This is a genomic window from Bacillus sp. AM1(2019) (genome assembly GCF_009906915.1).
In the GTDB taxonomy this organism is placed as follows: domain Bacteria; phylum Bacillota; class Bacilli; order Bacillales; family Bacillaceae; genus Bacillus; species Bacillus velezensis.
Genome location: NZ_CP047644.1, coordinates 1,710,404 through 1,731,463, shown reverse-complemented (window position 1 = coordinate 1,731,463; position 21,060 = coordinate 1,710,404). Strand labels below are relative to the sequence as shown.

Genomic DNA, 21,060 nt, shown 5'->3' with positions numbered 1-21,060 from the left:
CGTTCACCCCCAAAAATATTAATCGAGCAAGCTGATCAGCTTATTCGCAAAACCTTGGTCAGTGACGGCGACAACGACACGTGATTCCTTGCCGATAGAGCGGCCGAGATCAGCGCGGCTTTCGACTTTTTTATAAGGCACTTTATAATAATTGCATTTATCGGATACTTTTTTTGCAGTATTCGCAGATGCATCTTCTGTCAGCAGAACAAGTTTTGCACGCGCATTTCTAATTTCTTTTATAACCAAGTCCTCGCCCGACACGACCTTACGAGCTCGATTGGCCAGACCCAGCAAGGGAAACCATTCCATTCCAGACATGTTATTTTTTCACCTTTTCCGCCAGTTCCAGCAATTCTTCGAAAATCTGGTCATCGATTTGTGATTGAAATTGATTTTGCAATGTGTTTTTCTTTTTCGCAGCTAAGATGCATTCTTTCTCAAGGGTGATATAGGCACCCCGCCCGTTCTTCTTTCCGGTCGGATCGACTGAAATCTCTCCTTCTTTAGAACGGACAATTCGGATCAGTTCCTTTTTAGGCTTCATTTCCCCCGTTACCACGCATTTGCGCAGAGGAATTTTTTTTCGCTTATTCACCTAAAGTCACCTCTTATTCATCCGATTCGGCTGTTTCAGGCTCCATAAAGAGCGGCTCTAAATCGTCATCTTCTTCATGCTCTCTCGGATAGATGCCAAGGTCTCTTGCATCCGTTTCACTTTTGATATCGATTTTCCAGCCTGTCAGTTTCGCAGCTAAGCGGGCGTTTTGCCCTCTTTTTCCGATTGCCAGAGAAAGCTGGTAATCAGGAACGATGACAGTCGTGGCTTTTTCTTCTTCGCTGACGATGACATCCAGCACTTTAGACGGGCTGAGCGCATTGGCAACAAATTCAACCGGATCATCAGACCAGTTGACGATATCAATTTTTTCGCCTTTCAGTTCATTGACGATCGCCTGCACGCGCTGGCCTTTAGGACCGACGCATGAACCGACCGGATCAACGTCAGGATCATCAGTGCGGACGGAGATTTTAGAGCGGTCGCCCGCTTCTCTGGCAACGGATTTCAGTTCGACCGTTCCGTCATAAATTTCCGGCACTTCGATTTCAAAAAGACGCTTCAACAGACCGGGATGCGTTCTTGATACATAGATCTGAGGCCCTTTTGTCGTTTTTTCGACTTTTGTGATAAATACTTTAATCCGATCGTGCGGTTTATAGCTCTCATTCGGCATTTGTTCATTGACGGGCAGCAGCGCTTCAATCTTGCCGAGAGACACGTAAATAAACTTGCTGTCTAAGCGCTGTACAATTCCCGTCATAATGTCTTCTTCACGATCGATAAATTCTGAGTAAATCACGCCGCGCTCAGCTTCACGGACACGCTGCGTCACCACTTGTTTCGCCGTCTGCGCAGCAATGCGGCCGAAGTCTTTCGGCGTTACTTCTATTTCAACGACATCTCCGACAAGGTAGTTCGGATGGATGTGCTGAGCGTCGTCAAGCGAGATTTCAAGTCTTGAATCGTATACCTCGTCTACGACATCCTTTCTTGCGAACACGCGGATCGTGCCCGTCTCACGGTTCAGATCGACCCGTACGTTTTGCGCCTGGTTAAAATTTCGCTTATACGCGGAAATTAAGGCAGCTTCAATTGCTTCGATGATAATGTCTTTACTGATGCCTTTTTCTTTTTCAAGAATAGTGAGAGCATCTAATAGTTCACTGCTCATGTTAGCGGTCTCCCCCCTTAAACACTAATACTTCATTCATTAAAATGTTACAGCTAATCTTGCGTTAGCTATTTTTTCATACGGAATATTGACCCGTTTCTTTCTTGTTTTGACCGTCATCTCTATTGTAACAGTTTGTCCATCGAATTCAGCCAATTTGCCTTCAAACACTTTTAAACCGTCAATCGGTTCGTACGTTTTCATGTACACATTTTTGCCCAGTGATTTTTCGAAGTCGGCTTTTTTCTTTAATGGACGCTCGGCTCCAGGAGAAGATACTTCAAGAAAGTAGTTCTGGGTGATCGGATCGGCCTCATCCAGCTTTTCGCTTAACGCTTCGCTGACTTTGGCGCACTCCTCAATATCAACACCGTTCTCGGAATCAATAAACACGCGAAGGAACCAGTTTTGACCCTCTTTGACAAATTCAATGTCTACGAGTTCAAGCTGAAGGTCATCCAGTATGGGCTGAGCCATTTCTTGAACGGTATCAGTCACTTTTTTGCTCATGTTTTTCCTCCTTGTGCTGTCGATATCATATCAGCCGTTCCTCTGCATAAAAACCCTGCTTCAAAAGAGCAGGGGCATTGAGAAAACGATGGACATGTCGAGGCAAAATTGCCTGTTCAATACAAAAGAGCGGGTTTCCCCACTCTTTGCCTCGGTAATCGTTAGCATTTCCAATAAAACTATACCATAACCATATATTTAATGCAAATCAAACTCCGCTCGGAGGCTGTGCACAAAGCTTAAAACAGAGACAGCTGATTTTGGTCCGGAAGCGACTCAAGACAGCCGTGACGGTCTAAATACTCTAAAATGGTTTTTGACACTTTTCCGCGTTTTTGAAGATCCTCTTTTGAAAGGAACTCCCCTTCCTTCCGCGCTTTCACAATATTGAGAGCGGCGTTGGTTCCGAGTCCCGGAATTGAGTTGAACGGCGGGATGAGACTGTTGCCGTCAATGATAAATTCCGAAGCGCTCGAACGGTATAGATCGACCTTCTGGAAGGAATAGCCGCGCTCACACATTTCAAGCGCAAGCTCTAACACGGTAAGGAGGTTTTTCTCCTTCGGCGAAGCATCAAGCCCTTTAGAGTTGATATCATCCATCACCGCTCTGATGGCAGTCGAGCCTTTAATCATTGTATCAATGTCAAAGTCATCTGCGCGGACGGTAAAATACGCAGCATAATATAAAAGCGCGTGATGCACTTTAAAGTATGCAATCCGCACCGCCATCAGCACGTATGCGGCGGCGTGGGCTTTCGGGAACATGTATTTGATTTTTTTGCATGAATCAATATACCAGTTCGGCACATTGTTCTTTTTCATTTCTTCTTCCCATTCCGGCGTCAGGCCTTTGCCTTTACGTACGAATTCCATGATTTTAAAGGCCAGTGAAGGCTCAAGGCCCTGATAGATCAAGTAAACCATAATGTCATCACGGCAGCCGATCACTTCGCTCAGTTCACACGTATTGTTGTGTATCAGTTCCTGCGCATTGCCGAGCCATACGTCCGTTCCGTGAGAAAGCCCGGAAATCTGGACAAGCTCGGAGAACGTCGTCGGCTTCGTATCCTCAAGCATCTGCCGCACAAATCGCGTCCCGAATTCAGGAATGCCGAGCGTCCCCGTTTTACAGCCGATCTGCTCTTCAGTGACGCCGAGCGATTCTGTGCCTTGGAAAATCTTCATAACTTCCGGATCATCTGTCGGAATCGTCTTCGGATCAATTCCGCTTAAATCCTGGAGCATCCGGATGACGGTCGGATCATCGTGCCCCAATATATCAAGCTTCAGCAGGTTGTCATGAATGGAGTGGAAGTCAAAATGAGTCGTTTTCCATTCAGACCCCGTCGCATCTGCCGGGAATTGTATCGGTGAAAAATCGTAAATATCCATGTAATCCGGGACAACGATAATCCCCCCCGGGTGCTGCCCGGTCGTTCTCTTAACGCCGGTACAGCCTTGCACCAGACGGTCGATCTCCGCGCCGCGCATGTGTAGGTTGTGATCGCCCGCATAGCCTTTCACATATCCGTAAGCCGTCTTTTCCGCGACGGTGCCGATCGTTCCCGCGCGATACACGTTATCTTCACCGAACAATACTTTCGTGTAGTTATGGGCATGCGGCTGGTACTCACCTGAGAAGTTCAAGTCGATATCGGGTACTTTGTCACCTTTAAAGCCTAAGAACGTTTCAAACGGGATATCATGCCCGTCCTTTTTCAAAGGTGTGCCGCAAGACGGGCAGCTTTTATCCGGCAGGTCAAAACCGGAACCGACTGATCCGTCATTAAAGAATTCGGAATATCGGCAGCTCGGACACACGTAGTGCGGAGCGAGCGGGTTCACTTCAGTGATTTCCGTTAAGGTCGCCACAAGCGATGAACCGACGGACCCCCGGGAGCCGACGAGATAACCGTCATCCAGAGACCGTTTTACAAGCTTATGAGAGATGAGATAAATAACGGCGAACCCATGACCGATGATACTTTTTAATTCTTTTTCTATTCTCGCTTCCACAATTTCGGGAAGCTCTTCACCGTAAATGCTTCTGGCGCGCTGATAGCTCATTTCACGGATTTCTTCATCAGCCCCGTCAATTTTCGGCGTGTACAGATCGTCTTTGATCGGTTTGATCTCATCGATCATCGAAGCGACTTTCTGCGTATTGTCAACCACGATTTCTTTCGCTTTTTCCGCACCGAGGAAGGAGAAAGCCTCCAGCATTTCATCTGTCGTTCTGAAGTGCACTTTAGGCAGTTCGTGTCTGTTTAACGGGTTGGCGCCGCCTTGGGAAGATATTAAGATCTTCCGGTAAATTTTATCCTCATCGTTTAAATAGTGGACATTTCCCGTAGCCACGACCGGCTTATTCAATTTTTCTCCGAGCTTCGTAATGTTGGCGATGATTTCTTTCAGCGCTTTTTCATCCCGGACGAGCTCAAGCTGCAGAAGGTGTCTGTATACTTCCGGCGGCTGCACTTCAAGATAATCATAGAAGGATGCGATATCTTCAACCTCTTCAGGAGATTTTTGCATCATGCCTTCAAAGACCTCACCCCTGTCACAGGCAGAGCCGATTAACAGACCTTCTCTGTATTTATTAAGCTGCGACCTCGGAATGCGCGGCACTCTGTAGAAATATTGAATATGAGAAATGGACACGAGCTTAAACAGATTTTTAAGGCCGGTCTCATTTACGGCAAGCAATGTAGCGTGATAAGGTCTTGATCTCTGATAAGCATTGGATTGTCCCATATTCTCATTCAGCTGATCATGATAAAAAATGTCTTTTTCAGCGGCATCTTTGAGCATTTTCAACAGCAGGTAGCCCGTTGCTTCAGCGTCAAAGACCGCTCGGTGATGCTGGGTTAATTCGATATCAAACTTCTTACATAACGTATTTAAGCGGTGATTTTTAAACTCAGGATACAGGAAACGCGCGAGTTCCAGCGTATCAATGACCGGATTTTTCGCTTTTTCCGTTTTCAAAAGTCGCTTGTACGCCACATTTAAAAATCCCATATCAAAGCTGGCGTTATGAGCCACAAGCACGTCATCGCCGATCCATTCTTTAAAATCCCGGACGACGTCAACGACATCGGGAGCGTCGCGGACCATGTCGTCCGTAATCCCGGTAAGCTCTATCGTCGTTGCTGACAGCGGATGGTGCGGATTGGCGAACGCTTCGAATTTATCGATAATTTCTCCGCCTCTTATTTTGACTGCGGCAAGCTCAATGATGGTGTCATACACTGCGGACAGACCTGTCGTTTCAACGTCAAAGACAACGTATGTGTCTTCTTCCAGGAGACGGTGAGCTGGATTGTATGCGATCGGAACACCGTCATCTACGATATTGGCTTCCATTCCGTAAATCATTTTAATGCCGTGTTTTTTCGCGGCGGAATAGGCATCCGGGAAAGACTGCACAACGGCATGATCAGTTAACGCAATCGCTTCATGTCCCCATTTTTTCGCCTGTTCGACAAGCTTTCCGATGCCCGTTACAGCATCCATTTGGCTCATCGGAGAATGCAGATGAAGCTCAACCCGTTTTTCGCCTTCAGGAGCGGAGTCTTCACGGGTTTTGGCTTTTATTTCATTCACGTCATTTGCAATCATGACGAGGTCTCTGACGAATGTATCGTTTTGAATGCTTCCCCGCGCCTTCACCCACATGCCTTTTTTCAGCGTTTTCATCAAAGCGGCGTCTTCTTTTTCTCTGGCGAACATTTTTACTAAAATGCTGTTTGTATAGTCCGTGATTTTGAAAATGCAGAGCGTGCGTCCGCTTTTCAGCTCGCGTGTTTCAGCATCAAACACAAACCCCTGCACCGTAATTCTTCTTTCTTCATCCATGATGCTGTCAAGCGTCCGGATTTCTTCGTTCTCTTTAATTTGATAGCCGATGACAAGCGGTCCGGACGGTGCCTGATCCTCATCGCCCTCTTTTTCCTTCTTCTCCATCTCGATAAGCGCCTGCATCGCCCGCTCCTGATCTTCAGCAAGCTTTTGCTCGCGGAATTTCTGGACTTCTTGGTCAGATACGAAAATTTCGGTATCCAGCTGCAGTTCCGGAAAGCCGAATTGGCGATAGCTGTGCTGAATCAGTGCGCTGTATTTATTTTTGAGCGCAGATGCTTCTGTATCTGTTTTTGTTTTCACGATCAGCTTGTTTCCCTTGAGCTTCGGCTTCTGCTGATTCAAAAGAGCCACCATCGGCGGCGAGGTTCCTTCAAGCTCTTCAATACAGCGTGTCCAATAATCCTGTACAAGCTCCTCTGTCACTGTGGGGTCAATGACCTGAACAGACGATGTGACACGGGCGATGTGAGCAAACGATTGTGTTAACCTCATCATGAATGAGTCATATATTTGATACGGCAAAAGAGCCTTAAAGCGAAATTGGAAATGCCAGGCTTTTTCTGCTTTATGGATTGTCAGTTTATCAATCTCTCCGTCTTCAAAGTATGTCATGAAGGTATCATCTGTCATATTAAGCTGCTGCAGAAGAATCTGAAACTGTCTTCTGTTTACTGATAACTGTTCCATTAGACAGTATCCCTCCCTTAAAACATCATAAGTGAAGGTACCTCCGCAGGTGATGAGGTACCTTCTTTTTTCTCTATTTTAACATGATTTTGTGTGATTCGTTATGGTGATTACTTCGTCTTGATAAATTCAGAAAGCTCATCCACTGAAACTTCGGCAGATTCACCGGTTTTGCGGATTTTCACTTCTACGATGCCTTCGTCGGCACGTTTTCCGACAGTGATGCGGATCGGAAGGCCGATCAGATCAGAATCAGCAAACTTCACGCCTGCGCGTTCAGCGCGGTCATCGTATAATACCTCATAACCTTCCGCCTGGAATTTGCCGTAAAGCTGTTCAGCAAGCTCTTTTTGCGCTTCGTTTTTCATATTCAGCGCCAAAATATGAAGATCATACGGAGCAACGCTTTTCGGCCAGATCAAGCCTTTTTCGTCGTGATGCTGTTCAGCGATGGCTGAAAGCGTTCTGGACACGCCGATTCCGTAACATCCCATCAGCATCGGCTGCGCACGCCCGTTTTCATCAAGGTATGTCGCATTCATCGCTTCAGAGTAACGCGTGCCGAGTTTAAAGACTTGTCCGACCTCAATCCCTTCAGCGAAACGGATCGTGCCTTTTCCGTCAGGTGACGGATCGCCTTCCTGAATGATTCGAAGATCGGCATACGCTTTTACTGACGCGTCACGTTCGATGTTTACGTTTCGGTAATGACGGTCTTTTTCATTCGCGCCGCTAACAGCGTTTACCATTACTTTCACGGCTTGGTCGGCATAAATCTCAATGTCGCCGGCAGCGCCGATCGGCCCCGCAAATCCCGGCTCCGTGCCAAGTTTCTCCGCTACTTCTTCATGAGACGCAAGCTCAACCACTTCCGCGTTCAGAAGGTTTTTCACTTTCACGTCATTGACCTCATGATCGCCTCTTACTAACACGAGAACAAATCGGTCATCAGCTTTAAACAGCATTGATTTGATGCAGGCGCTCGGCTCGATCTGCAAGAACGAAGCGAGCTCTTCAATGCTTTTGACATTCGGCGTATCAATTTTCTCCAATGTCTCGGGTGTTTCATCTGACGGCTCGCTGTTCATGACAACTTCCGCCATTTCTGTATTGGCTGCGTAAGAGGATCCATCGGAATAAGCGATGGTATCTTCCCCTATTTCAGAAAGAGCCATAAATTCATGCGTATCTTTTCCGCCCATCGCGCCCGAGTCGGCAATAACGGGACGGACGTTTAATTCACAGCGTGCGAAAATGCTGCTGTATGCGCCGTACATGTTTTGGTATGTTTCCTCCAGACTTTCTTCAGAAGCATGGAAAGAATACGCATCTTTCATGATGAATTCGCGTCCGCGCAATAACCCGAAACGCGGGCGTTTTTCATCTCTGAATTTAGACTGGATCTGGTAAAGAGTGAGCGGCAGACGCTTATAAGATTTCACCTCATCGCGCACGAGAGAAGTAATGACTTCTTCATGTGTCGCGCCTAAAGCAAATTCACGGCCGTGGCGGTCTTTCAGACGCATTAATTCAGGCCCGTACGTATACCATCTGCCTGATTCCTGCCATGTTTCAGCCTGCTGAAGGGCCGGCATCAGCATTTCCACCGCGTTGATTTTTTCCATTTCTTCACGCACGATCTTCTGAATGTTTTGAATGACCCTGTAAGCCAGGGGCATGTAGCTGTAAACCCCGCTCGTATTTTGTCTGATAAATCCCGCTCTCAGCAGAAGCTTATGGCTTTTTGCTTCAGCATCAGCCGGCACTTCTCTCAGGGTCGGAATAAGCGTCAAACTTTGTCTCATGTCTTCGCACCTCTGATTTTTTTACTAGTCAATTATAAGAATAAACGCTGGATATCGTTCCATGTGACAACCAGCATAAGAAGCATTAAGAAAGCTACGCCGATAAATACGACAAATGCTTCCTTGTCGCGGTTAATCGGCTTGCCGCGGATCGCTTCAATGAATAAAAACAGCAGCCGTCCGCCGTCAAGCGCCGGTATCGGCAGCAGGTTGACGATTCCCAGGTTGATGCTTAAAAACGCCGCAAACCGCAATAAGTTGATGATGCCGGTTTTTGCAACTTGATCCGTCATATCATAAATGCCGACAGGACCCGAAAGCATATCAAGCTTAAACTGGCCTGTCACAATTTTGCCCAGATTGGTCAGAATCGCTTTTGTGACATCAACGGTAGATGTCGCGCCGTAGGCGATCGCTGCAAGCGCGCCTTTTTCAGTCGGCGCATAAGAGCCGAAGCGGCCGATTGTTTTTTTATTTTCATCTTTTACAGCTTCAGGTGTAACCGAGATATGAAACGATTTGCCGTCCCGTTTGACGGCGACATCGATTTTTTTCCCGGGATTTTCTTTTACCGCTGTCACGATGTCGGTCCATGACCTCATTTTTTCACCGTTAATGCTCTGGATATAGTCGCCTTCTTTTAGACCGGCAGCCGCTGCGCGTCCATTGTCTGTCAGCTTCCCGAGCTCAGGCTGATTCGAAGGCACGCCTTGAATGAATCCGAGCATGACGAGAATGACATACGCTAAGATGAAGTTCATTATCGGACCGGCAGCAATCGCCTTAATCCGCTTCCATACGGGTTTAGACCCGAATTGTCGATTGTAAGGCGCAATCTGCACTTCTTCTCCGTCTACGATAAAAAAAGAGGTCTGACTGACAGTAAAGCCCGCCAGTTCATCTTCTTTCCCCTGCTCGTACCCGGTAATCTTCATTTCGTGCTCAAGATCAGCCGTCTCCACCTCGATAATTAAAGCGTCAGGATATTTTTCCTTTTGATTAATGATGACTTTTTCCACTTCGTCATCTTTATTAAAAAGAAGCCCGACGGTATAACCGGGTTTGACTTCGATCATCTCCGGGTCTTCACCGGCCATACGGACGAACCCGCCGACCGGAAGGAGTCTGATCGTATACACGGTTTCATTCTTTTTAAATGAAAAGATTTTAGGGCCGAAGCCGATCGCAAATTCACGGCAAAGGATTCCCGCTCTTTGGGCGAGCAATAAATGCCCGAGCTCATGGAAAAAAACGAGCGTTCCGAAAATAATAATAAACGCGATAACTGTATTCACGAACATACCACCTTATGTGAGTATTGAATTAACGTATCCCCGGGTGTCTTTGTCCACTTCTTGGATATCCGCAAGACTCGGATCCTGAATTACGCTGTGGCGGTCCAATGCTTTTTCAATCAGGTCCTCAATCGATAAGAATGAAATCCGGCCGGCAAGAAAAGCGGCAACGGCTTCTTCGTTGGCCGCATTTAAAACCGTCGGCATTGTTCCCCCTATTTTACCTGATTCAAAGGCAAATTGTAAGCAGCGGAACCTTTCAAAGTCAGCTTTCGCAAAATGAAGGCTTCCGATCTCCCATAATTCAAGCCTTTTTGTTTCAGGCAGAGGCAGCCGGTCTGGATATGTCAGCGCATATTGAATCGGCACCCTCATGTCCGGATTTCCGAGCTGGGCGATGACGCTTCTGTCGTGAAATTCAACCATCGAATGAATGATGCTCTCCTTATGTAATACAACGTCAATCTGTTCATACGGAATGTCAAACAGCCAATGCGCCTCAATAACTTCAAGTCCTTTATTCATCATTGTAGCCGAGTCAATCGTAATTTTTGCGCCCATCGACCAGTTCGGGTGGTTAAGGGCGTCGGCAATCGTTACAGACTCAAGCTCCTGCCGCGTTTTATCTCTGAAACTGCCGCCGGATGCCGTAATGATCAGGCGCTCGATATTTTTGCTCTGTTCGCCTTGCAGCGCCTGAAAAATAGCGGAATGTTCGCTGTCGACCGGAAGAAGAGGAACACCGTATCGTTTTGCGTGTCCTTTCACTATATGCCCGGCAGTGACGAGAGTTTCCTTATTTGCAAGCGCAATTGTTTTTTTCTGTTCAATCGCTTTCAAAGTCGGGATTAAACCGACGCTTCCAAGCAGCGCATTGACCACGATATCCACTTCGTCCATGACTGCCGCTTCAATCAGGCCTTCTTCTCCGATGCCGATTTGACATTCATGAGAAAAAGACGCTTCTTTCACTTTTTGGTATGTATCCATGTCGCCGACTGCTACATATTTCGGCTGAAACGTTCTGATCAACGGGATCGCTTTCTCGGCGTTTTTACCGAAAGTCATCGAGACGAGACGGAACTGATCTTGATGCATGCGCAATACGTCTAACGTCTGCTCCCCTATTGATCCTGTTGCTCCTAAAAGACAAATATTCTTCAAAATGCCACTCCCATTCTATGCGTCCAGATCGGTCTTATTTTCATATTAGCCTTTCTCATGAAAAAAGCGCAAGCAGAAAGTATAAGAACGGCATGACAAACAAAAAGCTGTCAAATCGATCTAAAATGCCGCCGTGCCCGGGAAGGATTTTTCCCGAATCCTTCACATCATAGTGCCGCTTAAGCGCTGATTCAACCAAATCCCCGATCTGTCCGAACACAGACAGAACAAGCGTGATGACCAAAAGAACCGGGTATGAAATCGGAAGGTGCGCAAACAGCTGAAAAACAGCCGTAAAAATAAGGGCGATGACAATACCGCCGAGAAACCCTTCCACTGTTTTGTTGGGACTGATTTCGGGCCACAGCTTCCGCTTCCCGAGCGACTTTCCGACGAAATATGCGCCTGAGTCCGTTGACCATATGACAACGCAGGCATAAAAGATATACAAAAGCCCGTTTGTTTCAATGTTTCTGATTTCAATAAAATAATGAAAACACAGTCCGATATATACCGTCGCGAGAACGATAAACCCGACTTCGTCAAACGTAAAGGTGTTTTTCACGAGCACCGTATAGCTGAGCAGAATCAATACGGCGAAAATCGTTACTTCCATTTTCGCATCGAAAAAATGATACTTGTCCGGCATCATATACAGCCATAACAACAAGAGGCTGATCAGACCCGGAAAAGAAAAAAATCTGAGCTTTTTCATCCGCAAAAGCTCAAAAAGCGCTATACTTCCCATCACGTAAACAAATACGGTGAACGGCAATCCTCCGAAAATAACCAAAAATAAAAATAGTGCCGCTGCCAGAACACCTGTTAACAATCTTTGTTTCATTTCCACCATCCTCTAAATTCCGCCAAACCTCCGGCCCCGCTGCTGAAATTCTCCCACTGCCTGCAGAAAGTGATCTTCTTTAAAATCGGGCCACAGGACATCTGTAAAAACAAATTCACTGTAAGCCACCTGCCAAAGCATAAAGTTGCTCAATCTGATTTCTCCGCTCGTTCTGATGAGCAGCTCCGGGTCCTGGATTGATTCCGTCATTAAATGCCCGGAAAAGAGCGCTTCATCAATGTCTTCGATATTCAGCGTGCCGCTTTTCACCTGTTCGGCCAGTGCTTTTGCCGCATTGACGATTTCCGTGCGTCCGCCGTAGTTCAAAGCGAAATTGAGAATCATACCGTCATTTTGTTCTGTATCTTTTACGGCTTTCTCAATCGCCCTGTACGTATGAGAAGGGAGCGCGGATTCATCTCCGATAATTTTCACCTGTACATTTTCCTCTATCAATTCAGGAAGATACGTATTCAGGAACTCTTCCGGAAGCTTCATCAAAAAGTCGACTTCCATCTTCGGGCGCTTCCAGTTCTCCGTTGAAAACGCATAAAGAGTCAGAACTTTAACGCCGAGCTGACTTGCGAGCTTTGTCACCCTTTTTACCACTTTCATTCCTTCATGATGTCCGGCAATCCGAGGGAGTGAGCGCTTCTTCGCCCAGCGTCCGTTTCCGTCCATAATAATGGCAATGTGTGCGGGAATTTCACCCTTCAGTATGTCTTCTTTTGTATACCGTTCTAAGTTGGAAGCCGCATTCTGCTGATTCTTCCAATTTTTGAGTATGTTGAGCATGAGATTCCTCCGTCACCCAAAAAGGTTGCGTTGCTGATGATCAATGTAATCAACAGTATTAACAAAAAAACCCCCTGTAAACATGAGAGGGTCTTTTCACATTATCTATTGTACATAGTTTTTCATTAAACTTCCATGATTTCTTTTTCTTTGTCCTTTGTGACACTGTCAATTTTTGACACATATTCGTCTGTCAGCTTTTGAACGTCTTCACTGGAAGCACGAAGCTCGTCTTCTGTAATGTCTCCGTTTTTCTCAAGTTTTTTGAGGTCATCGTTGCTGTCACGGCGGACATTACGGACTGCTACTTTCGCTTCTTCCGCGTATTTTTTCACGACTTTGACAAGTTCTTTACGTCTTTCTTCCGTCAAAGCCGGGATCGCGATACGGATAATTGTGCCGTCACTTGTCGGCGTTACGCCAAGATCAGCTTTCAGGATCGCTTTTTCAATATCGCCGATTGCCGTTTTGTCATACGGTGTGACAACAAGCATACGCGCTTCAGGCACATTGATGGAAGACAGCTGGTTTAAAGGTGTTTGGGCACCGTAGTATTCTACTGTCACTTTATCCAATAGAGATGGGTTGGCACGTCCTGCGCGGACTGACGCCAATTCGCGTGAATAAGCGGCAACCGCTTTTTCCATGCGTTCTTTTGTTTGTGTTAATACTTCGTTTGACAACGTTATTTCCCCCTTACGATCGTTCCGATTGATTCGCCGATTACGGCACGCTTAATATTTCCTTCTTCCATAATAGAAAAGACGATCAGCGGAATATCATTATCCATACATAGTGAAGAAGCCGTAGAATCCATGACTTCCAGCCCGTCTTTTAACACATCGAGATAAGATAATTTTTCGTATTTAACGGCTGACTCATCTTTTCTCGGATCAGCATTATACACACCGTCGACATTATTTTTCGCCATTAAGATCACGTCCGCTTCGATTTCAGCGGCACGCAGCGCTGCGGTTGTGTCCGTAGAGAAATAAGGGTTTCCTGTTCCCGCGGCAAAAATAACAACGCGTTTTTTCTCCAGGTGGCGGATGGCTTTTCTTCTGATGTAAGGCTCAGCGACCTGACGCATTTCAATTGATGTCTGCACTCTGGACTGAATTCCGAGCGTTTCCAGGCTGTCCTGCAGGGCAAGTGAGTTCATGACAGTAGCAAGCATGCCCATATAATCGGCCGTCGCGCGGTCCATTCCTAAGTCACTGCCTGTCTTTCCGCGCCATAAGTTGCCGCCGCCTACGACTACGGCCACTTCGACGTCAAGCTCAGCGATTTCTTTTACCTGTTTAGCGATGGACTGGATGACAGTCGGATTAATGCCGTTTCCCTGCTCTCCTGCCAATGCTTCTCCGCTAAGCTTTAAAACGATACGATTGTATTTTGGTTTTTCCATAATAACCTCCAAGTGTAAACATTGCCGTTTCCTATTATGCAAGAGAAAAAAAGGTTTGTAAATATAGTTTTAAAAATAGGGAACACAAGTAGTGTCCCCTATACTGCCTGAAAAGCCGCGAAAGATTCGCCAAGGCTTTCCGCCATTATTTTTTCACTTGGTTCATAACTTCTTCAGCAAAGTTTTCTTGGCGTTTTTCAATACCTTCTCCAACTTCGTAGCGGACGTAAGTTTTAACAGATGCGTTTTTCGCAGCCACAACTTGTTTCACTTTTTCGTCTGGGTTTTTAACGAAAGCTTGGTCTAATAAGCAAATTTCTTCGAAGAATTTGTTCAGACGGCCTTCAACCATTTTAGCTACGATGTTTTCCGGTTTGCCTTCTTGAAGAGCTTGCTGAGTCAGGATCTGACGCTCATGGTTTGCTTCTTCTTCAGACACTTGGTCGCGGGAAATGTAACGAGGATTTACCGCTGCAACATGCATCGCGATGTCTTTTGCAAGATCTTCGTCAGTTGTTCCGCTAAGAACGGATAATACGCCGATGCGGCCTCCCATGTGAAGGTAAGCACCGAACGCTTCGCTGTCTTCTTTTGTAATAACAGCAAAACGGCGAAGAGTGATTTTCTCTCCGATTTTAGCAACGTTGCTTGTGATGTATTCTTCAACAGTAGAACCGTTTTCCATCTTTTGACCCATTGCTTCTTCAAGATCAGCAGGAGCGTTTGCAAGAAGGTGGTCAGCAAGCGTGTTCAGAAGCTCTTTGAAGCCTTCGTTTTTCGCAACGAAATCAGTTTCAGAGTTTACTTCTAAGATAACGCCTTTGTTGCCGTCAGTTTTAATAAGAGTAGAACCTTCAGCAGCGATACGGTCAGCTTTTTTAGCCGCTTTCGCAATTCCTTTTTCTCTCAGAAGGTCGATTGCTTTGTCCATATCTCCGTCAGTTTCAGTCAATGCTTTTTTACAGTCCATCATACCAGCGCCTGTTTTTTGACGCAGTTCTTTTACCTGCTGTGCAGTAATAGCCATTTGAATTCCTCCTTATATGTGTAAACAAGATATGTATAGATACATTTTTCTTGAAAAAAGGTGATAAAAGGCAGTCCCTTCTATCACCTTTTGATTAGGTTACGCAGTTGTCGTTTCTGTTTCAGGTGCAGTCTCTTCAGCAGCTTCCGCTTCTTCTTCGCCTTGCTTCGCTTCAAGAATAGCATCTGCCATTTTAGAAGTAAGAAGTTTAACAGCGCGGATTGCGTCATCGTTTGCAGGGATTACGACATCAATTTCATCAGGATCACAGTTTGTATCTACGATTCCGATGATAGGAATGTTCAATTTACGAGCTTCCGCAACAGCGATGCGCTCTTTGCGAGGATCGATGATGAATAATGCATCAGGAAGATCCTTCATGTCTTTAATTCCGCCGAGGAATTTTTCAAGACGCTCTAATTCTTTTTTCAATTGAACAACTTCTTTTTTCGGAAGTACTTCAAATGTACCGTTTTCTTGCATTTTCTCGATGTCTTTCAGACGCTTAATGCGTTTTTGGATTGTTTCGAAGTTTGTCAGTGTACCGCCCAACCAGCGTTGGTTGACATAGTACATGCCAGAGCGTACAGCTTCTTCTTTAACAGAATCCTGAGCTTGTTTTTTTGTGCCGACGAAAAGGATTTTTCCGCCTTCAGCAGCAAGGTTTTTCGTGAAGTTGTAAGCTTCCTCTACTTTTTTCACTGTTTTTTGAAGGTCAATGATGTAGATTCCGTTACGCTCCGTGAAAATGTAACGCTTCATTTTTGGGTTCCAGCGGCGTGTTTGGTGGCCGAAGTGAACACCAGCTTCAAGCAATTGTTTCATAGAAATAACTGACATGTGATTTCCTCCTAATAAAATGGTTTTTTTCCTCCGCTTAGGTCATTTTTGTGCAGAACTGCCGTTTGCAGCACCCTCTGCATAAATCGTTAAGCGTGTGTATTTAACACCAAGAAATAATATAACACAGCTTTATGCGACAATCAAGAATCCTTTACAGCTTTGCCGCGAAATTTTAAAAACAGCTCGATTTCTGTCTTTCCGCTCTGCATCCGTTTGGCAATTTCCGCGGGGGTGAGCCCTTGTTCATATAATTCTGAAACACGTTCTTCAAACGAATGCGCGCCGCTGTTTTCGTCACTTTCAGCCCGTTCCGTTGCACTGATGAGCTTTTCCATGTGGTCCGGAATATCAGGCTCTTCTTTCGGTTCCGGCCGGGGTTCGGCGTCTTCTGCGTCCGGCGCTTGACGGCTTTTTGCGTCTTCGAGTCTTTCATTTTCTTCTTTCAGCTCAAGCAGAAACGCTGCAAGGGTGTTTTCCGTCTCTTCAAGAATCTTCTTCTGCTGGCGCTCCGTCTCCTTGAGGGCTGAAAACCTCGTGTACAGAATAATGACGGCATAAAGCAGTACGCCGTGAAGCACAAAGCTTAAAAGCCATAATAGTGTTGACATGTTTTTCACTCGCTAACCATGAGTTCATTATTGAATTACTTTTTCAAGCAGGTGCTTTAATTTGAACAGCGCCTTTGAATGAATCTGTGAAATCCGCGACGTCGAAAGGTTCAGGACTTGTCCGATTTCGGTCAAAGTCAGTTCTTCTTTATAGAATAAACTGACGACAAGCTGCTCTTTTTCAGAGAGCTCATGAATTTTGCCCGCAAGCTGAGCGATCAGCTCGTCCTTCATGATTTTTTCTTCCGGCGGCACATTTTTGTCATCTCTGATCATCACTTGAATATTCTCACCGTCATCCTGGTCGTGAAGCTTTTCATCAATGGATAAGAGATTGGCAAAAAACCCTTCATTCATCGTTGATACTACGTCCTGCTCCGTCATCCCCAGCTCTTCTGCGATCTCTGAAGGCGTCACATTCCGAAGGTAGCGCTGTTCAAGTTTTTCGATCGCCGCTTCGACTTTTTTTGTCTTCTCCCGTGAAGTTCTGGGCAGCCAATCTTCTTTACGCAGCCCGTCGATGATTGCACCGCGAATTCTAAACGAGGCATAGGTATCAAATTTTAAATCCCGGCCGGGGTCAAATTTTTCTAGGGCATCATATAAACCAAGCATACCAAGGCTCATTAGATCGTCTTTATGCACCGATTTCGGCAGTCCGACGGAAATTCTGCCGACATGATATGTGACCAGCGGCATGTAACGGCGCATTAAATCATCACCGGCTTTAGGATCTTTCCACTCTTTCCAGCGCGACCAAAGCACCTGATCTTCATAATTCAAGGATTGCATTGTTATCCCCCTACCTCATACCTTTATTAAATCGTTGTTTCACCTTGTTTAACAGTTCGAATGTGCAGCATGCAGGACTTTGGCTCAAATTCAATCGTCCGGCCGCTTGAGCCGCCCGTATCTTCACTGATGACCGGAATGTTATACAATGAAAGCTGCTCTTTGATGGCCGCTACATTCCTCGGACCGATTTTCATCAGGTCATTTGTCATTTTAAACTTAAACATCTCCGCTCCCCCGGCGAGTTTTGCCTTCAGGGCAAACTTGCGGCAGCCGGCTTTCAAAAGCATATCAATCGTCATCTTAACGGCGGTGTCCGCGTATTTTGCACGGTTGAGCTCCGCCGTTTTTGATAAACCGGAGTCCGGCAGCATGACGTGAACGAGTCCTGCCGTTTGTTTGTCTTTATCGTATAAAACCAGCCCCACGCATGAACCGAGTCCCGAGGTCCGGATTTTATCCGGGTAACGCGCGACTTGAACATCCGCAATCCCCACTTTAACGACTGCGGCTTCCGCACGGCTCATAAAGCCGCACCCAATGAGACGAAGAGCTTTTCAAAAGAATCATAGTCCGGGAGCATAAACATGTGGGCTTTGAGCTCCTGCCGGCTGCCCTGGTCAAAAATAGAAGTATCCACGACAATGGCATGCTCTCCGACTTGGCTGAGCTCCATCAGCCCTTCACTGATAACCGCGCCGAACATATCAAGTGAGATTTCCGGCACGCTCGGGTAAATCTCAAGCTTTGTCAAATCAGCCAATGCCGTTAAATAGGAACCTGCTAAAATATTGCCGAACTCATGTAAAGCAGAAGAACTCAAATGATCTTCGCCCAGCTGGTCAATATCAAAATCCGGATTTCCGATCAGCTCTCTGATAAACTGTTCCGCCTGATCAAAAGGCATGATGAGAAAGATAGAGCCGGTCATGTCGCCTTCCATTCTTAAAAAGATACTGGCGACCGGCGTTTCAGCCCCGCCGAAAAAATCAGCGAGCTCATCAAATGTCAATAAAGTCGCAAACGGCACTTCCATGTCTATCTTTCTGTTCAGCAGCTGAGCCATTGCAGAAGCCGAGTGACCCGCCCCGATATTTCCGACTTCCCGCAAAATATCCATCTGCTCTTCTTTGATCGCTTCAAACTTACTCATGTTGTCTTTTCCCCTTTAAGCATTAGGCTCTCCGGACGCAGATGCCGAAGCACCTTTATCCAGCACCGCATGCGCATCGATAATATTGAGGAGCCTGTTATCTTGCTTAACGATCTGTTTAATCCACACATCCGTTTCCTTTGTCTGGCTTTCAGGCGCGGATTCGATTTCATTTTCATGCACGGTGATGACGTCATTGGCCTCATCCACGACCCATCCGACATCAGCGTCACGGTAAGAAATGATGATAATCCGAGTCTCTTCTGTGATGTCCTGTTCAGGCTGGTTCAGACGTTTTCTTAAATCAAGAACCGGGGTAATCACTCCGCGCAGATTGATAACGCCGCGGATATAAGATTCCACACCCGGGACCCTCGTCGGTTTTTGCCACTTTTCAATTGATTTCACCTGGGAAACTGAGATAGCGTATTCTTTCCCGTTTATCATAAACACAATCATTTTTTCACCTGTTTTGATTTCAGCAGTCATTCGGGCACCTCCTCGTGTCGTTTTAGTAGATCAGCGCATTACAATCAATAATCAGCGCCACTTCTCCGTTTCCGAGAATCGTAGCGCCGGAAATCGCAAAGACGTTCGTCAAATAGTCGCCGAGTGATTTCAGTACGACTTCCTGCTGTCCGATAAAAGAGTCCACGACAAAAGCAGTGGATTTATCGCCCTTTTTCACGACGATTACATGGAACTGATCGGCATCCTGTTTTGAATCCGTAATGCCGAATTCTTTTTTCAGATAGACGATCGGAACGATTTGGCCTCTGAAATCAATCACTTCTCTGTCATGCGTCTGCAGGATATCTTTCTTATCAATAACAGCCGTCTCTATAATAGAAGAAATCGGTATCGCAAACGTCTCTTCTTCCAGTTTAATGAGAAGAACAGATATAATTGAAAGTGTCAGCGGAAGCTGGATACTGAAAAGAGAACCTTGGCCTTCCGCGGATTTGACACTGACAGAGCCGCCGAGTGATTCGAGTTTATTTTTCACAACATCCAGACCGACGCCCCTCCCTGAAATGTCAGAAATTTGATCGGCAGTCGAGAAGCCCGGAGCAAAAATAAGCTCGTAAATCTCATTATCTTCAAGCGTTTCAGCATCACGTTCGGTGATTACACTCCGTTCGAGCGCTTTTTCAAGAATTTTCTTTCTGTTCAAGCCGGCCCCGTCATCTTCAACCTCAATAAAGACGTGATTGCCGCTGTGATATGCCTTAAGCACGACATGACCTGATTCTGATTTTCCTTTATTCACCCGCACTTCAGGCGATTCAATGCCGTGATCGATGCTGTTTCTGATTAAATGGACAAGCGGATCACCGATTTCATCAATCACCGTACGGTCCAGCTCCGTTTCAGCTCCGATGATGGACAATTCGATTTTCTTGTTTAATTCCTTTTGAAGCTGGCGGATCATTCTCGGGAAACGGTTAAAGACGGTTTCTACCGGCACCATCCGCATATTAAGAATAATAGACTGAAGGTCGCCCGAGATTCTGGTCAGGCGTTCAACGGTTTCAGTCAGCTCATTGTGGTCAAGCTCCTTGGCGATCTGCTCAAGACGTCCGCGGTCAATGACAAGTTCTTCAAAAAGGTTCATTGAAGAATCCAGTCTTTCAATGTTGACGCGAATCGTTTTCGAGCCGCTGTGATGCTTCGGCTGTTCTTCCGTTTTCGCTTGCGGCTTTGGCTGTTTCTCAGCCTTTTTAACCGGAGCTTCCTTCACCTGTTCAGCCGCTTGCGGTTTTTCGGCCGTTTTTAACGGCGCACCGGCAGAAATTTCGACATTCTCCACTTCTGAAATGCCGCTGATGAGTTCTTTAATTTCTTCAGCAGGCTGCTTTGTCAAGAAACACACCTGAAAATCCGTTCCGAAATCTTCCGTCTCAAGCACTTCCGCGGCAGGTATCGTTTTTGCGACTTCTCCGGCTTCATTCAGCTTTTCAAAAATCATGTACACCCGCACGGCTTTGAGCATGCAGCTTTCATTCAGGGAAACCGTTATTTCATAGCGGCTGAATCCTTGCTCTTCCGCCTCTTCAATAACAGTCCGTTCGAACTCATCATAATTCCATTCAGCTGAAGCCTGTTGTTTTGAAGCCGGCGGTTCTGCTGTTTCGGCTGAAGCCGCAGTCTCATGCACCGCATTTACGTCGAGCTTCGCACTCACTTCAGAAATATCACGTTTGCCGTCTCCTCCGTCAATAATGGACTGCACCATCTCTTCAAGATGATCAAGCGCTTCAAACAGCACATCCAGCCAATCTGATGTAACGGGCATTTCTCCGTTGCGGATGGCGTCCAGCACATTTTCCATCAGGTGGGTTAAATGCGCCAGATCTGTATATCCCATCGTTGCGCTCATGCCTTTCAGCGTATGGGCAGCTCTGAAGATGTCATGCACAAGCTGAAGGTCTGCCGGATCTTTTTCCAACAGCAGCAGCTTTTCGTTACATGTCTGTAAGTGCTCTTTACTTTCATCAATAAAGACATCTAAATATTGATTCATATCCAA

20 protein-coding genes are annotated in these 21,060 nt (G+C 46.2%); all 20 read right to left on the bottom strand.

The genetic code is table 11. The features are described from left to right. Positions 1 to 18: 18 nt before the first annotated feature. The 20 genes from GNE05_RS08770 to cheA all read right to left on the bottom strand — a co-directional run bounded on the left by GNE05_RS08770 (position 19) and on the right by cheA (position 21,060). Entirely contained in the window at positions 19 to 321 is a 303-nt protein-coding gene (locus GNE05_RS08770) for a YlxQ family RNA-binding protein (protein ID WP_003154192.1), read from the bottom strand. A 1-nt stretch (position 322) separates the two neighbouring features. Further along, positions 323 to 598 carry a glucose-induced regulator RulR gene (gene rulR / locus GNE05_RS08765; protein WP_003154193.1) on the bottom strand — a complete coding sequence of 92 codons (276 nt, stop codon included), beginning with the start codon at positions 596 to 598 and terminating at the stop codon, positions 323 to 325. A 13-nt stretch (positions 599 to 611) separates the two neighbouring features. Next, positions 612 to 1,733 carry a transcription termination factor NusA gene (nusA, locus tag GNE05_RS08760; RefSeq protein ID WP_003154195.1) on the bottom strand — a complete coding sequence of 374 codons (1,122 nt, stop codon included), beginning with the start codon at positions 1,731 to 1,733 and terminating at the stop codon, positions 612 to 614. Between the two features lie 39 nt (positions 1,734 to 1,772). Beyond that, positions 1,773 to 2,243, bottom strand: coding sequence for a ribosome maturation factor RimP (gene rimP / locus GNE05_RS08755; RefSeq protein WP_007409801.1), 471 nt, complete (start codon positions 2,241 to 2,243; stop codon positions 1,773 to 1,775). A gap of 239 nt (positions 2,244 to 2,482) precedes the next feature. Next, entirely contained in the window at positions 2,483 to 6,796 is a 4,314-nt protein-coding gene (locus GNE05_RS08750) for a PolC-type DNA polymerase III (protein ID WP_160182667.1), read from the bottom strand. A 110-nt stretch (positions 6,797 to 6,906) separates the two neighbouring features. Then, positions 6,907 to 8,601 carry a proline--tRNA ligase gene (gene proS, locus GNE05_RS08745; RefSeq protein WP_014417785.1) on the bottom strand — a complete coding sequence of 565 codons (1,695 nt, stop codon included), beginning with the start codon at positions 8,599 to 8,601 and terminating at the stop codon, positions 6,907 to 6,909. Positions 8,602 to 8,633: 32 nt separating this feature from the next. Then, entirely contained in the window at positions 8,634 to 9,902 is a 1,269-nt protein-coding gene (gene rseP, locus GNE05_RS08740) for an RIP metalloprotease RseP (RefSeq protein ID WP_014721183.1), read from the bottom strand. A gap of 6 nt (positions 9,903 to 9,908) precedes the next feature. Continuing rightward, complete coding sequence (dxr, locus tag GNE05_RS08735; RefSeq protein ID WP_003154208.1) at positions 9,909 to 11,060, bottom strand: 1-deoxy-D-xylulose-5-phosphate reductoisomerase; 1,152 nt, start codon at positions 11,058 to 11,060, stop codon at positions 9,909 to 9,911. A 55-nt stretch (positions 11,061 to 11,115) separates the two neighbouring features. After that, positions 11,116 to 11,913: a phosphatidate cytidylyltransferase gene (locus tag GNE05_RS08730; protein WP_007409796.1), complete on the bottom strand. Its 798-nt coding sequence runs from the start codon at positions 11,911 to 11,913 to the stop codon at positions 11,116 to 11,118. 3 nt (positions 11,914 to 11,916) lie between these two features. Then, positions 11,917 to 12,699 carry an undecaprenyl pyrophosphate synthase gene (locus tag GNE05_RS08725; RefSeq protein WP_014417783.1) on the bottom strand — a complete coding sequence of 261 codons (783 nt, stop codon included), beginning with the start codon at positions 12,697 to 12,699 and terminating at the stop codon, positions 11,917 to 11,919. A 125-nt stretch (positions 12,700 to 12,824) separates the two neighbouring features. Further along, a complete protein-coding gene (frr, locus tag GNE05_RS08720; protein ID WP_003154212.1) occupies positions 12,825 to 13,382 on the bottom strand; it encodes a ribosome recycling factor in 558 nt (185 codons plus the stop codon). 2 nt (positions 13,383 to 13,384) lie between these two features. Beyond that, the gene (gene pyrH, locus GNE05_RS08715; RefSeq protein ID WP_003154213.1) at positions 13,385 to 14,107 is read right to left on the bottom strand and encodes a UMP kinase; all 723 of its coding nucleotides are present in this window, start codon (positions 14,105 to 14,107) and stop codon (positions 13,385 to 13,387) included. A gap of 145 nt (positions 14,108 to 14,252) precedes the next feature. Further along, positions 14,253 to 15,134 (bottom strand): translation elongation factor Ts, encoded by an 882-nt coding sequence (tsf, locus tag GNE05_RS08710; RefSeq protein WP_007409794.1) that lies wholly within the window; start codon positions 15,132 to 15,134, stop codon positions 14,253 to 14,255. 99 nt (positions 15,135 to 15,233) lie between these two features. Next, positions 15,234 to 15,974 carry a 30S ribosomal protein S2 gene (rpsB, locus tag GNE05_RS08705; RefSeq protein ID WP_003154215.1) on the bottom strand — a complete coding sequence of 247 codons (741 nt, stop codon included), beginning with the start codon at positions 15,972 to 15,974 and terminating at the stop codon, positions 15,234 to 15,236. Between the two features lie 143 nt (positions 15,975 to 16,117). Next, positions 16,118 to 16,585: a DUF6115 domain-containing protein gene (locus GNE05_RS08700; RefSeq protein ID WP_014417782.1), complete on the bottom strand. Its 468-nt coding sequence runs from the start codon at positions 16,583 to 16,585 to the stop codon at positions 16,118 to 16,120. Positions 16,586 to 16,612: 27 nt separating this feature from the next. Next, positions 16,613 to 17,377, bottom strand: coding sequence for an RNA polymerase sigma-28 factor SigD (sigD, locus tag GNE05_RS08695; RefSeq protein ID WP_003154217.1), 765 nt, complete (start codon positions 17,375 to 17,377; stop codon positions 16,613 to 16,615). Positions 17,378 to 17,403: 26 nt separating this feature from the next. Next, positions 17,404 to 17,904, bottom strand: coding sequence for a chemoreceptor glutamine deamidase CheD (cheD, locus tag GNE05_RS08690; RefSeq protein WP_003154219.1), 501 nt, complete (start codon positions 17,902 to 17,904; stop codon positions 17,404 to 17,406). Further along, the gene (cheC, locus tag GNE05_RS08685; RefSeq protein WP_014417781.1) at positions 17,901 to 18,530 is read right to left on the bottom strand and encodes a CheY-P phosphatase CheC; all 630 of its coding nucleotides are present in this window, start codon (positions 18,528 to 18,530) and stop codon (positions 17,901 to 17,903) included. The genes cheD and cheC overlap by 4 nt, the downstream gene beginning before the upstream one ends. A gap of 15 nt (positions 18,531 to 18,545) precedes the next feature. Then, complete coding sequence (gene cheW / locus GNE05_RS08680; protein ID WP_003154225.1) at positions 18,546 to 19,019, bottom strand: chemotaxis protein CheW; 474 nt, start codon at positions 19,017 to 19,019, stop codon at positions 18,546 to 18,548. 22 nt (positions 19,020 to 19,041) lie between these two features. Continuing rightward, positions 19,042 to 21,060, bottom strand: coding sequence for a chemotaxis protein CheA (gene cheA / locus GNE05_RS08675; RefSeq protein WP_029973461.1), 2,019 nt, complete (start codon positions 21,058 to 21,060; stop codon positions 19,042 to 19,044).